15 protein-coding genes and 1 pseudogene are annotated in these 11490 nt (G+C 34.0%); 6 read left to right on the top strand and 10 right to left on the bottom strand.

Going from position 1 to position 11490, the window contains the following annotated elements:
- Nucleotides 1–84: 84 nt before the first annotated feature.
- Nucleotides 85–315 (bottom strand): helix-turn-helix domain-containing protein, encoded by a 231-nt coding sequence (locus tag NQ560_RS15405; RefSeq protein WP_040015609.1) that lies wholly within the window; start codon nt 313–315, stop codon nt 85–87.
- Nucleotides 316–489: 174 nt separating this feature from the next.
- On the opposite strand from NQ560_RS15405, the gene NQ560_RS15400 reads away from it, so the two are divergent.
- A complete protein-coding gene (locus NQ560_RS15400) occupies nt 490–1119 on the top strand; it encodes a helix-turn-helix domain-containing protein (RefSeq protein WP_003505395.1) in 630 nt (209 codons plus the stop codon).
- Nucleotides 1120–1205: 86 nt separating this feature from the next.
- A complete protein-coding gene (locus NQ560_RS15395; protein ID WP_005334751.1) occupies nt 1206–2501 on the top strand; it encodes a tyrosine-type recombinase/integrase in 1296 nt (431 codons plus the stop codon).
- Between the two features lie 160 nt (nt 2502–2661).
- Here the strand turns inward: NQ560_RS15395 and NQ560_RS15390 are convergent, their stop codons facing one another.
- The 5 genes from NQ560_RS15390 to NQ560_RS15370 all read right to left on the bottom strand — a co-directional run bounded on the left by NQ560_RS15390 (nt 2662) and on the right by NQ560_RS15370 (nt 6510).
- Nucleotides 2662–3102 carry a hypothetical protein gene (locus NQ560_RS15390; protein WP_005334752.1) on the bottom strand — a complete coding sequence of 147 codons (441 nt, stop codon included), beginning with the start codon at nt 3100–3102 and terminating at the stop codon, nt 2662–2664.
- Between the two features lie 80 nt (nt 3103–3182).
- Entirely contained in the window at nt 3183–4349 is a 1167-nt protein-coding gene (locus NQ560_RS15385; protein ID WP_005334758.1) for an ABC transporter permease subunit, read from the bottom strand.
- A gap of 4 nt (nt 4350–4353) precedes the next feature.
- Nucleotides 4354–5220 carry an ABC transporter ATP-binding protein gene (locus NQ560_RS15380; RefSeq protein ID WP_005334760.1) on the bottom strand — a complete coding sequence of 289 codons (867 nt, stop codon included), beginning with the start codon at nt 5218–5220 and terminating at the stop codon, nt 4354–4356.
- Nucleotides 5211–5966, bottom strand: a complete 756-nt coding sequence (locus NQ560_RS15375) for a hypothetical protein (RefSeq protein WP_005334761.1) — start codon at nt 5964–5966, stop codon at nt 5211–5213. Before NQ560_RS15375 ends, NQ560_RS15380 begins: the two co-directional genes overlap by 10 nt.
- The gene (locus tag NQ560_RS15370) at nt 5956–6510 is read right to left on the bottom strand and encodes an RNA polymerase sigma factor (RefSeq protein WP_005334762.1); all 555 of its coding nucleotides are present in this window, start codon (nt 6508–6510) and stop codon (nt 5956–5958) included. The genes NQ560_RS15375 and NQ560_RS15370 overlap by 11 nt, the downstream gene beginning before the upstream one ends.
- 389 nt (nt 6511–6899) lie before the next feature.
- On the opposite strand from NQ560_RS15370, the gene NQ560_RS15365 reads away from it, so the two are divergent.
- The 4 genes and pseudogenes from NQ560_RS15365 to NQ560_RS15350 all read left to right on the top strand — a co-directional run bounded on the left by NQ560_RS15365 (nt 6900) and on the right by NQ560_RS15350 (nt 8684).
- Complete coding sequence (locus NQ560_RS15365; protein WP_029471590.1) at nt 6900–7208, top strand: type II toxin-antitoxin system RelB/DinJ family antitoxin; 309 nt, start codon at nt 6900–6902, stop codon at nt 7206–7208.
- Nucleotides 7205–7534 (top strand): type II toxin-antitoxin system RelE/ParE family toxin, encoded by a 330-nt coding sequence (locus NQ560_RS15360; RefSeq protein WP_005334765.1) that lies wholly within the window; start codon nt 7205–7207, stop codon nt 7532–7534. The genes NQ560_RS15365 and NQ560_RS15360 overlap by 4 nt, the downstream gene beginning before the upstream one ends.
- A 132-nt stretch (nt 7535–7666) precedes the next feature.
- Nucleotides 7667–7996, top strand: a pseudogene (locus NQ560_RS15355) (MobA/MobL family protein); the annotation flags it as partial.
- Nucleotides 7974–8684: a DUF6040 family protein gene (locus tag NQ560_RS15350; RefSeq protein ID WP_008369915.1), complete on the top strand. Its 711-nt coding sequence runs from the start codon at nt 7974–7976 to the stop codon at nt 8682–8684. The pseudogene NQ560_RS15355 and the gene NQ560_RS15350, both read left to right, overlap by 23 nt.
- A gap of 219 nt (nt 8685–8903) precedes the next feature.
- Here the strand turns inward: NQ560_RS15350 and NQ560_RS15340 are convergent, their stop codons facing one another.
- From NQ560_RS15340 to NQ560_RS15325, 4 genes are all read right to left on the bottom strand, one after another.
- Nucleotides 8904–9635 (bottom strand): hypothetical protein, encoded by a 732-nt coding sequence (locus NQ560_RS15340; protein WP_005334769.1) that lies wholly within the window; start codon nt 9633–9635, stop codon nt 8904–8906.
- Nucleotides 9636–9732: 97 nt separating this feature from the next.
- Complete coding sequence (locus NQ560_RS15335) at nt 9733–10014, bottom strand: hypothetical protein (protein WP_005334771.1); 282 nt, start codon at nt 10012–10014, stop codon at nt 9733–9735.
- Between the two features lie 19 nt (nt 10015–10033).
- Nucleotides 10034–10231, bottom strand: coding sequence for a hypothetical protein (locus NQ560_RS15330; RefSeq protein WP_005334773.1), 198 nt, complete (start codon nt 10229–10231; stop codon nt 10034–10036).
- A 33-nt stretch (nt 10232–10264) separates the two neighbouring features.
- The gene (locus tag NQ560_RS15325) at nt 10265–11467 is read right to left on the bottom strand and encodes a hypothetical protein (protein WP_005334774.1); all 1203 of its coding nucleotides are present in this window, start codon (nt 11465–11467) and stop codon (nt 10265–10267) included.
- Nucleotides 11468–11490 lie beyond the last annotated feature (23 nt).

Genomic DNA, 11490 nt, shown 5'->3' with positions numbered 1-11490 from the left:
CACATGGTATAATCCTCTTGCGTGTAGGTATATCATGGCTTCGGTCTGATAGAACCTTTGGCGGTTTCGTAAGAAGCCGCCTTTTTAAGTTGCCACATTTCTTGTGACAGCTTTTACATTTCCTTTATCCCTCAGATCTCGTCCCTCGTTGACTTCCATGAACTTTTCCAGAATGTCAGTTTTAATAAGGACTTTTCTTCCAACCTTTAATACCGGAAGTTTCTTCCATTCAACCAGTTTTCTCAAAGTGTTTCTGCCAATCCCTGTATAGTCGGCTGCTTCCTCGATGGATAATGCAATCTTTCTTTCCGTCATCTCGTCACCTCCTTGCAAATTGCATTATGCAATTTCTGTTGTGCTGTTAGTATAGCGGTTTTATATTGCGTTGTCAAGCGTTATGAAATTTTAAAAATAATCATTAAATTGCATATTGCAATCATATAAGGTACATGCTATAATTCATACATACCGAAAAAGGAGGCAATCAGCATGAAAGATAAAGAACTACGCAAGCTGATAGGCAGCAGAGCAAAACAGCGTCGTCTGGAATTAAATCTGACACAGCCTTATGTTGCAGAGAAGATGGGAGTTACCGCTTCCACAATCCTGCGTTATGAGAATGGTTCGATTGACAATACCAAAAAGATGGTGCTGGAAGGTCTTTCGGAAGCACTTCATGTATCTATTGAATGGCTCAGAGGTGAAACCGATGAATACGAAACCGATATTACGGATAAGAAAGAATTACAGATTCGTGATGCAATGGGCGATATTCTCAAACAGCTACCTCTCGACCTTAGTAAAAAGGAAGATGCTTTTTCCAAAGATTTACTGCTGTTGATGTTAAAGCAATATAACCTGTTTCTGGAATCATTCCAGTTTGCCTGCAAGAATTACAAGGGTAACACGAATGAAGCGGATATTGCAAAGGTAATGGGGTTTGAATCGAATGATGAATATAACGAGATTATGTTTCTCCGGGAGATCACCCATACTGTTAATGCCTTTAATGACATGGCAGATATTGTAAGGCTCTATTCCAAGAAACCGGAAATGGCAGAACAAAGGCTTGAAAATCTTTTATCAGAAGTTTTGTATGAGGATTCCGATTCGGTATAGAACGACAACCGGAGTTATGATATACTTACACGCAAGAAGCATTTCATCAGTTCCGATTGTCTGATATCGAAAGGAGACACACGATTATGGCAAAAGGATCTGTAAGAAAAAAAGGAAAGAAATGGTACTACCGCTTCTATGTAGAAGATGCAAGCGGCAATCTTGTTCAAAAAGAATACGCTGGAACAGAAAGTAAAAATGAAACGGAAAAACTGCTCCGTCAGGCAATGGACGATTACGAAAGCAAGAAATTCATTGCAAAGTCGGAAAATATTACAGTTGGAGAACTACTTGATATATGGGCAGAGGAAGAATTAAAAACCGGTACGCTCAGTAATGGGACAGTCCAGAATTACCTCGGTGCTATTACCAATATCAAGAAGCATCCAATTTCAGAAAGAAAGCTGAAAAATGTAACATCTGAGCATTTACAAGCCTTCTTCGATCTGCTTTCCTTTGGTGGCACTTATCCCGATGGTTCAGAAAGAAAAGGCTACAGCAAAGATTACATTCGTTCTTTCTCGGCAGTATTACAGCAGTCATTTCGATTTGCAGTATCACCAAAGCAATATATCACCTTCAATCCTATGCAGTATATTAAGCTGAAATACCAGACGGATGAGGTTGACTTGTTTTCCGATGATGACATGGATGGCGATATACAGCCAATTCCACGAGAGGATTATGAAAGACTGATTGAATTTCTACAGGATTACAATCCACCGGCAATTCTTCCAATCCAGATAGCTTATTATGCAGGACTTCGTATCGGTGAAGCCTGTGGTCTGGCATGGCAGGATGTAAATCTTGAAGAACAGTGCCTTACAATCAGACGCAGTATCCGATATGATGGTTCAAGGCACAAGAATATCATCGGACCAACCAAACGAAAAAAGGTAAGGATTGTTGATTTTGGAGATACACTGGCAGAGATTCTTCGCAATGCCCGAAAGGAACAACTTAAAAACCGAATGCAGTACGGAGAACTTTACCACAAAAACTACTACAGAGAAGTAAAAGACAAAAACAGAGTTTACTATGAGTTCTATCATCTGGACGGAACAGAGAATGTTCCAGAAGATTATAAGGAAATATCCTTTGTCTGCTTAAGACCGGATGGAAGTCTGGAACTGCCAAGTACGTTAGGAATTGTTTGCAGGAAGATTGCTCAGAAACTGGATGGATTTGAAGGATTTCATTTTCACCAGTTGCGACACACCTACACAAGCAACCTTCTGGCAAACGGAGCAGCACCAAAGGATGTGCAGGAACTGTTAGGGCACTCAGATGTCAGTACCACAATGAATGTCTACGCCCACTCCACGAGAAAAGCCAAACGGGAATCCGCAAAGTTACTTGATAAAGTGGCAGGCAACGACTAAATAAAACTTTCCCTTATTTCCCTTACGATTATCTCATAAGGGCAAAAATAAGGGAAAATACATATCATTTCACTAATGAATAGGCTAAAAAGCCTGTAAAATAGGGAAAGTTATAAAAATATTTCGGCAAACTTGAATTTATCTTGCAATTAGAAACCATTTATCTTGTATATGGTTCAGTGTCTTTTCCATCATATACAAATGCTTTTATATCCGTATTTTCATCAACCTCAGCATGAATACCTACCGTGTATTCTTTATCTGTAACATTCTGAAAAGAATAGCAACCGCCAGCAGGAATACTGTCAGATACAAGTTCCTGTTTTCCTTCACAGAGCAGATGTACAGTAATGTCAAAATCGTTTCTGTTCTGAACTGTCAACACGCCTGTATTAGACAAAATTTTTGCGTCAGAATATGTAATTACATAGGAATCAGGCGTTGACTTTTCCGCACAGACCACAGAACACTCCCACTGTGTCTTTGCTTTTGCTTTTCGATAGGCTTCCGAAGACTTATATGTTGAAAATATAATCATTGTACTTATAGCAAGAATGCCAGTGATGACAAACGCTATTGTTACTTTTTTCTTCACAACCATCACCTCCACACACAAATTCCGATTTGTTACTCACATGATATCATATTTTTTCTTCAATTGCATTTTCATTGAAAAAATCATTAAAACTTCCAATGTTTAATATAAATAAAGCAATATAGTTGCATCCCTACTCGTATTAAGAGCTGAAAAATAAATATAAATCCTATATTAATGAAGAAGGAATGGAAGAAAAAAGCATCTTTTGAATATAGAATACCTAATATATTTTGTACATTCAAATTATTTATTGGAAACAAATACAAAATTTTGTTACCTACCCCTGTTTTTATCATTTGCACCAGCAATAATGGTAATATATATACCCCTAATGAAACAGCTAATACTGACATAGATGAATGCATAAGAGCTGATATTAACAATGTTACACTCTCAACAAATCCAATACCAACTAATTGCATGACAAGAATTAAAAAGTATATTTGAATATGGTTATATTGCAAAGGGAAGTCAAATAATCCCAACGACAAATTTGTTTGTATGTCTGAATTCCATCCGCTCATATCATACATTGTAGAGAAAACACCTATGTTGACCAATTGAAAAATAATAAATAAACTCACTGTAATAATACTTGTCGCAATCAATTTAGCAAATATCATTTTGTTTCTTCCATATTTTGTAACTAACAGAATCTGATTGATATTTTTAGAATTATCATCTGAAAACACTATGGAAGATACCAATATTGTAATTATGGACAAAAGAGCATATATATATCCAAGTACTCGATATAAGTCTGTCCATGGAACATAATTTCCTAATGTCAAAGGAGTATCAAATTTTTTAAATCCAACCTCGTCCAATGAATATAAATCCACGTCTTCTATTGTTAATCTTTGGCCTTTATTAACCTGTTCAATCATTTCTGAATAAACATTTTCGGCATCTTTTGAAAAAAAAGTATCTCCCATTTCCCAATAAAATGGATAAAAAGGCTTATTAACAACTTTTTTCTCTTCATTCTCTTGGAAATTATTCATAGAATCAGACAGAATCATTTTAACTTTTTCATCTGTAAACTCTCCAGAATATTTTTCATCTATTATTACATCGAGGCTCTTTTCAAACCCCTTTTTCTTATTACTCGCTTCACTCATTGATAGCTGTGAATAGTGATACCCAACAAAAAAAATCCCCAGAAGGACTAAGCATCCTACAACAATCCCACCAAATACAGTTCGGTTTCTCAATATTTTCCCAAGTTCAAACTTAATTAGCGATGTCATACTCTCATTCCCCCTCTCTAAAATAAAACAAATACAAATCTTCTAAAACCGGATCAACTTGTTTCGCATTTGCAAAAGGTTTTTCCCTTGAAATAAGTCGAAGAACAACTCCGTCTTCTCCATATTTACGATTACTTACTGTATATACTTGCTCAATTCGATTTACTTCTTTTTCTGGAACCAGGCATTCCCATACACACTTGTTAATATCTTTCAACAAATATCTTATTGTGCCTGTATTTTCAATTCTACCTTTTTTTAGAATAATGATTTCATCTGCTATATATTCTATATCTGATACAATATGTGTAGACAATAATACTATTTTTTCTGATGCAAACGAACTTATCAGTTTTCTAAATTTAACTCGCTCTTTGGGATCGAGCCCTACCGTAGGTTCATCTAATATTAAAATTTCCGGATTATTAATCATTGCTTGAGCGATACCTAGTCTCTGTTTCATTCCGCCAGAATACTTTCTGATTTTTTTATTTTTCACATCATCTAAGCCAACCTGAATCAATAAATCTAAACATCTCTTTTTTGCTATTTTCCCATTTAAGCCTTTCAATGAAGCGATATACATCATAAAATTTAATCCTGTAAAATCAGGATAGTATCGAAAATCTTGTGGTAAGAATCCAAGAATCGAGCGATAATATTCTGCTTGCAGAGCAATATCTTTATGGTCATATTGTATATTTCCACAATTTGCTCTCATCAGTCCACAAATAATACGAAATAAAGTTGTTTTACCCGCCCCATTAGCACCTAATATTCCGTAAATTCCAGGAGTAAATCGATACGACACATCATCAAGCACAGTTACATTCCCATATTGTTTTGTTATATTATTAATAGTTAATTCCATACTGAAGCTACCTCCCATTTGATTATTTTAGTTTGAGAATATAAGATAATCCCTAATATTGTCGTTGTAATGAAATATGCTATTCCCCAATAAAGCATTCGGATTTCATATATTTTAAAGATATTTGCAATTAAAATAACTGCGACACAAATACTTCCCGATATACACCATAGGAAATAATTATGTAATTGCTTTCTCCATATAGTTATAAGCGAAAATAAAATAATGCAAACAATATTGTATGGAACAAGTACATAGACTAATATCTGATACAAAGGCAAAGATACTATAGATTTAGTCATAAGAGAAAGCAAAATAACAATTACCATATCAATAATGCCAAAAATCAATAATTTCATCATAATATGTTGTCGCAAATCATATTTGAATGTCTGTTCCAATTCCCACATTCCTGTAGTAAAACTTTTGAATAATTCATCTAAAAAAAATAAAGCCGAAATGAATATTACACCTGTAATGCATAACATTATTTCACTTATCGGCTGTAAATTTTTAAAATTTAATGCCATAGTTATCCCTGATAGAAAGATGAATAATTGAATTATCCAAGTATGAACATGTATGAAGCGAAAAGTTGACAGGAATAGCTCAAAGTAAGAATGTCGACTCATTTCAAGTCTAATCATTATTTCATATCCTAATTCGATGGTTTTTTCACGTCCTTCTATATCACCTTCTAATTTATAACCAGCCAATTTCGATATAATATCTTTTTTATCCATCATAAAATTCCTCTCTTTCTAAAACTTTTTCTAATTTTCTAAGGCCTTGATAAATACGTGACTGTACAGTAGATACCCCCACGCCAGTAATTGTCGCAATATCTTTTACCTTTAAATCGTGATAATACCGTAGTATCACAACCTCTCGTTGTATTTCAGGAAGTAAATCAAGTGCTTTTTGAACCGTTTCTTTTCTCTCATCATGTAATATTTCATCAATCAATGAAGTGTCTAAATCAGTTGTAAAATTATCTGTGAGTTCTATTTGCTCAATATGTCTTTTTTTCAAATAATTATTGCAAGTATTGACAGCCATAGTGTATAGATAATTTTGAAATTTTCCTATGAATCGGTATCTAGGTAAACTTTCTACCAATTTTAAAAAAATATCCTGTGTTAAATCAGAAGCTATATCGCAGTCTCCATAACATCTGCGAACACAATAAAAATACACACTATCATAATATTTATGTACTAAAATATCCCATGCATCAGGATCTCCCATCTTAATTTTGTTTATTATCATCCAGTCTTGTATCATATCCATCACTTTTCTCTTAATTATTCTTCTCTATATATAAACAACTAACCTTAACAAATCATTTAAAAACACAAAAACTTTTTATATTTTTTTATATTTTTTTACAATATGATAAACTATTCTTCCCCTCATGAGCAAGGGATTAGGAGTTCCCTGTGGCGGTTAGTATGCAGTAGTTCGATTATCCTGTAAGCGTGAGTTTTCCAAACTTATCGGATTCTTGGTAGTTGCCTTAGTAGCCGTTGGTCTTGTATTCAATGCGTCCGGCGTAAAAGATGTATTGTTACAGTTATTCAATAAGATTATTGGAGCATAAAATTAGTATTGCTATTGTGCGGACATTTGCATATAATAAAGATAGATGGAAATACTACTCACGAAAGGAGATGTTTTATATGGCTACAAAATCAGCAAATTTATATGCAAGGATTGAACCAGATGTCAAAGAAAAAGCAGAAAGTATCCTGTCTACACTTGGTATCCCTGCTTCCAGTGCTATCAATATGTTTTATAAACAGATTATCTTACAGAGAGGACTTCCGTTTGAAGTAAAAATACCATCTGACAGACCTGTTGATATCAGCACATTATCAGAAGCAGAGTTCAATGAAGAATTGGAGAAAGGATATGCGGATATGCAGGCTGGACGGACAAAAAATGCGAAGAAAGCATTTGCTGACATTCGCAAGGATTATGGCTTATGATATATGAAGTAGAATTATCCGAACAGGCTGACAGTGATTTGAGAGGGATTTTTGAATATATTTCTTTTGAATTACAATCGCCGGAAAATGCAAGCGGACAGCTTGACCGTCTGGAAGAACAGATATTAAGTCTGGATACGATGCCGGAGCGTTATCGAAAATATGAAAAAGAACCGTGGAAAAGTCGTGGACTTCGTGTATTACCAGTAGACAATTATGTGGTACTTTATATTCCAGACAGCGATAAAAAAGTTGTAACAATACTTAGAGTAATGTATGCCGGACGGGACATAGACAATCAGTTAAATCTCCACACAAAGCAATAAAGGATATGATTTAAAGCAGCCTTTCATTTATGATCGACTGCTTTTTTCATATTCAAAATTAAAAAGAAAGGGCTGAATTACGATGGAAGAATGTAGCGTATTGATTGAAACGACCAAATCAGCAGAGGATAACACCGAATTGCTGAACTGGAACAGCAGATAGAGAAAGGACGTGATATAGATGAACGAATCCAGAGAATTAAAGAACGCCGAACAGTTGGAAGAGCTTCTGCTCCTGACCGAGGAGATACAAGAAGAACTGGAACAGAAAGACCAGCTTATCGTGGAACTGAAGACGCAGCTCAACGAATCTCTGATCTTGAACGAGAAATTAAACAAAGAGAACAGAGCCGGGAATATTCAAGCATTAAAGAACGACTTGAAGCTGGCAGACAGAGCATTGCGGAACGAGAAAGAGAAGCTGCGAAGCGCAAACGTCATGATCGGGGAATATCAAAATAAAATACGCTGTTTAACACAACAACGGGATTATGCCCGGACACATCAGAAAATCGTAGAGATACCGGTAGAAAAGCCGGTACTCTATGAAAAATGTGAATCCTGTGACCGGACAGCCTATCAGAATGAAAAAGCGAAATACGGAACACAAAAAGAGCGACTTGCCGGACAGTATAAAGCAAAAACGGTAATGTTCCAAACAACCTTGTTCCTTCTTGCATGGTATTCGCTGACAACCACTCTTTTTCAGGCAGTACAGTCCGATGTGTTCCTTTCCGATTGTAAATCATTCTTCCATGATGCAGCGTCATTCCTACAAACTTTTATCGGTTGGACAATTGATGCCGGGCAATCTGTGGCACAGATTAGCACAAAAATTCCAAATCCTTTTATAGCCGGAATGGTATATTGGTTATTTCTGATATTGGTTGTCGGAATATGTGTGGCAGGGACAGGGATACTGGCGATACTGATAGAAATAAAGGTTATAGAATTATATAAGAAAAACTGTTGGGATGTTATTACTCTACTGATGATACTGACAAGTACTGCTGTCATCATTTATTTTGGAGAAGCAATTAAAAAAGCACTTTCCGTAAATCTTCTATTGCTTTTCGTACTTTCTCAGGGAGTATATCTTGGAATCAGATGTTATTTGAAAAATCGGTTAGGTACCAAGCAATATTGGTGAAAACATGCTAAAAAACGTATAATAGCAGGGGATAAAACATCGTCCCCTACTATTATATAAACAGCGAAGTTTTACCCATCTCTCTCTTTTGAAAGATTCGCTACTTGTGGAACCGAGATATAAGGTTTCGCCTGTGTTCTTTGGTGTATCACTACCACATTTCTCTGTACCGATGTAATCTTTCTGCATACGGAAGCAAGAGATACAATATTCCTTATTTTAAAACATAATTACAATTCCTGTTTGACAAGAACGATCATCATAGAAGGATTGTATTTGTCCCCACTCATAATAATATTCGACGCCTGTCATACTCTTTTTACTGGGAGTACCTAAGCATTTCCTTAAAAACCTATTATTTTCTTCTTGCAACTTTTCTAAGACTGTACCATTCATTGTCTCATATTTCGTAGAATACTTTTTGTCTGCTCGAACCAATTCAATCTTTTTTACTTTTCCATGTCTTCCATAGATTGTAACATAAAACTTCTTATAAAGCCATTTTAAAGGTTTCTTAGAAATCAATATTGTATAAGAATACTCTGTTTGAGCAATCTTAAAATCAATTTCTTTAAATAGGGAAATACTTCCTTTGGGAGTAATTTTATATCCCCCTATTTTTAACATATCTTCCTTTAGCTCATCCTTTATTTGGATAATCTCCATACTTACTATAAAAACAACATAGCCTTCACACACTACAACGGTAACTATTTTTGCCCATAGCACATCTGGAACAAACATGTTCCAAGCTATAACAGGAAGCAAAGCTACTCCTACCGCAGTCACCAGTAGAAGCACCCTCCAAATATAATTTTTCTTTCTTTTTCCTTCATTAGTTAAATTTTCATCATAATAAAGATGACCTGGGGCTTCGAATGAGTTTAATAGAAATTCCTTTAAAAATGACACCAGAACCGCTCCCCAAGAAGATTTCTTTTGTTCCTTCATATTACCCAATCTCCTCTGCTATATGATTATTTTTCATTCTATTTTTTACTTAACTTATACATTAGCAAGATTTTTAGTTATTCTTCTAACAATATTTTTATCCCCGCTTTTTCTGCTTTATGCGAAAAGTCAACAGCAAATCCCCATCCCATCTCTGCAAATTGCCATTTCTTCGTTTTTTTGTAATTTTATAGATTTCAACTGTAGACACTTTATTTAATTCAGGATATAACTTCTTAAGTGTAAGTATTTGTTTATTTCTGCTTATTTTTTCATTCCATATAATTGTTAATTTAACCTGTTTTCTTTCAAAAAAACCCACCTTACATAAATCTGCATAGCAGGCTTCTGGTATTGATATATCATTGTTTTTTAACATTTTTCTCCTTTATTTAATTTTATAAAAAACTTCTAAGCCCTATTAAAAGAAATATGAAGCCTATTAGAGGAACAGGTATCATACAAATGAGAAACACATTAAATTTTTTCCTTGCTTCATCAGTATTTTCTTCTTTTGTTACTTTTGCTTTTTTCATAACTATAAAAGGGAATATCAGTAATAATAATCCTCCAACTACTGCTAACAATATTTTCATCTTATATATTCCTTCCTTATCTTTAAATAAATATTAATCATGTATCGTACTATATTCCAATCCTAATGCACTTTTTCTTCTACAAATTCTTTTACTATCGCCTATTGATGTATTTTCATATTCACTGTTTGAAACAGTATATATTTCTCTTTTACCATTACAACTTACATATAACTCTCTATCTCTAGTTTTACCACTGCTAATCTTTTTGTCTGTTACAATTGCAATTTCATGAGTTGCCCCATCAAATGTAAATAAAAAATTTATTGGGAAGCTAATTGTAAATGCGATTATAAAAGCAGCAAATACAACTGAAAGTTTACGTCCAAATTTCTGTGGTACATCTGTTTTTAAAGATTTAATAATAAATGGCAGTGCAAGTAAAGCAGTAATAATTGCCGTAATCTTCATATAGTTTCCAAATTCATAATTAAAGAGTTTACTCGTATTCAGGGATAAAAGCATTGCTATTGCTGCACCCATAAATGGTAATTGATACGCCAGTTCTTGTCCTTTTTTTGTGGTGACTTCTATAAATATATATGGATAATATTTTATATACACTGCATATGTAATCATCAAAACCATTATAAATATAACTAACATTGTTTTGCCACCAATAAAAAATGCTACCGCATCAGCAATTATTAGAATCCAACCTAAAGCTTTTAAAAATTGCTTTGTTTTTTTACGCTTTTCTTTTTCTATTGTTTTTGACATATTTTTGATAGTTGTATTCTCATTACATATAGATTTATAGAAATTCTTTTCTATCCAGTTTAAAGCAGGTACATACTTTGATACATCTTTGTTCTGTTCAACTAACTCACCAAAATCCACAAGATCTATTTCATGTTTTATAAGTGTATCATATAAAATATCATAATTTACATACACTTGCTCCAGAGTAACAAGTCTATTGTACATCTTATCAATTAATATGACATCTGTTCTACCATTTAATGGAATCATTAAAATACAACGAATATCATTATATTTTATATGCTGAGTTTTCTTAACCAGATAGCTAAATACAATTTCATCTTCATTTACTACAATTATTTGTTTCTTGTATGCCAAAATTAAAGCAATACCTAAAAATACAAAAGGCATAAAACATATCGCAACCCCCATATTTCCTGTAACAAATGTTACCAGTACGATTATTAAAAAAAGAACTGTTGTTACTATTCCTAAATTTTTTACAAATTTACTTAATCTAATGACATTATCCATAAACTCAATCTCCCTATATGATT

Origin of the sequence: Dorea formicigenerans (assembly GCF_025150245.1) — a bacterium.
In the GTDB taxonomy this organism is placed as follows: domain Bacteria; phylum Bacillota; class Clostridia; order Lachnospirales; family Lachnospiraceae; genus Dorea; species Dorea formicigenerans.
This window is presented reverse-complemented; position numbering and strand designations above follow the sequence as displayed.

Coding starts and splice junctions, on each gene's coding strand:
- NQ560_RS15405 (WP_040015609.1), bottom strand. CDS start 315: ATGACGGAAAGAAAGATTGCATTATCCATCGAGGAAGCAGCCGACTAT.
- NQ560_RS15400 (WP_003505395.1), top strand. CDS start 490: ATGAAAGATAAAGAACTACGCAAGCTGATAGGCAGCAGAGCAAAACAG.
- NQ560_RS15395 (WP_005334751.1), top strand. CDS start 1,206: ATGGCAAAAGGATCTGTAAGAAAAAAAGGAAAGAAATGGTACTACCGC.
- NQ560_RS15390 (WP_005334752.1), bottom strand. CDS start 3,102: ATGGTTGTGAAGAAAAAAGTAACAATAGCGTTTGTCATCACTGGCATT.
- NQ560_RS15385 (WP_005334758.1), bottom strand. CDS start 4,349: ATGACATCGCTAATTAAGTTTGAACTTGGGAAAATATTGAGAAACCGA.
- NQ560_RS15380 (WP_005334760.1), bottom strand. CDS start 5,220: ATGGAATTAACTATTAATAATATAACAAAACAATATGGGAATGTAACT.
- NQ560_RS15375 (WP_005334761.1), bottom strand. CDS start 5,966: ATGATGGATAAAAAAGATATTATATCGAAATTGGCTGGTTATAAATTA.
- NQ560_RS15370 (WP_005334762.1), bottom strand. CDS start 6,510: ATGGATATGATACAAGACTGGATGATAATAAACAAAATTAAGATGGGA.
- NQ560_RS15365 (WP_029471590.1), top strand. CDS start 6,900: ATGGCTACAAAATCAGCAAATTTATATGCAAGGATTGAACCAGATGTC.
- NQ560_RS15360 (WP_005334765.1), top strand. CDS start 7,205: ATGATATATGAAGTAGAATTATCCGAACAGGCTGACAGTGATTTGAGA.
- NQ560_RS15350 (WP_008369915.1), top strand. CDS start 7,974: ATGATCGGGGAATATCAAAATAAAATACGCTGTTTAACACAACAACGG.
- NQ560_RS15340 (WP_005334769.1), bottom strand. CDS start 9,635: ATGAAGGAACAAAAGAAATCTTCTTGGGGAGCGGTTCTGGTGTCATTT.
- NQ560_RS15335 (WP_005334771.1), bottom strand. CDS start 10,014: ATGTTAAAAAACAATGATATATCAATACCAGAAGCCTGCTATGCAGAT.
- NQ560_RS15330 (WP_005334773.1), bottom strand. CDS start 10,231: ATGAAAATATTGTTAGCAGTAGTTGGAGGATTATTATTACTGATATTC.
- NQ560_RS15325 (WP_005334774.1), bottom strand. CDS start 11,467: ATGGATAATGTCATTAGATTAAGTAAATTTGTAAAAAATTTAGGAATA.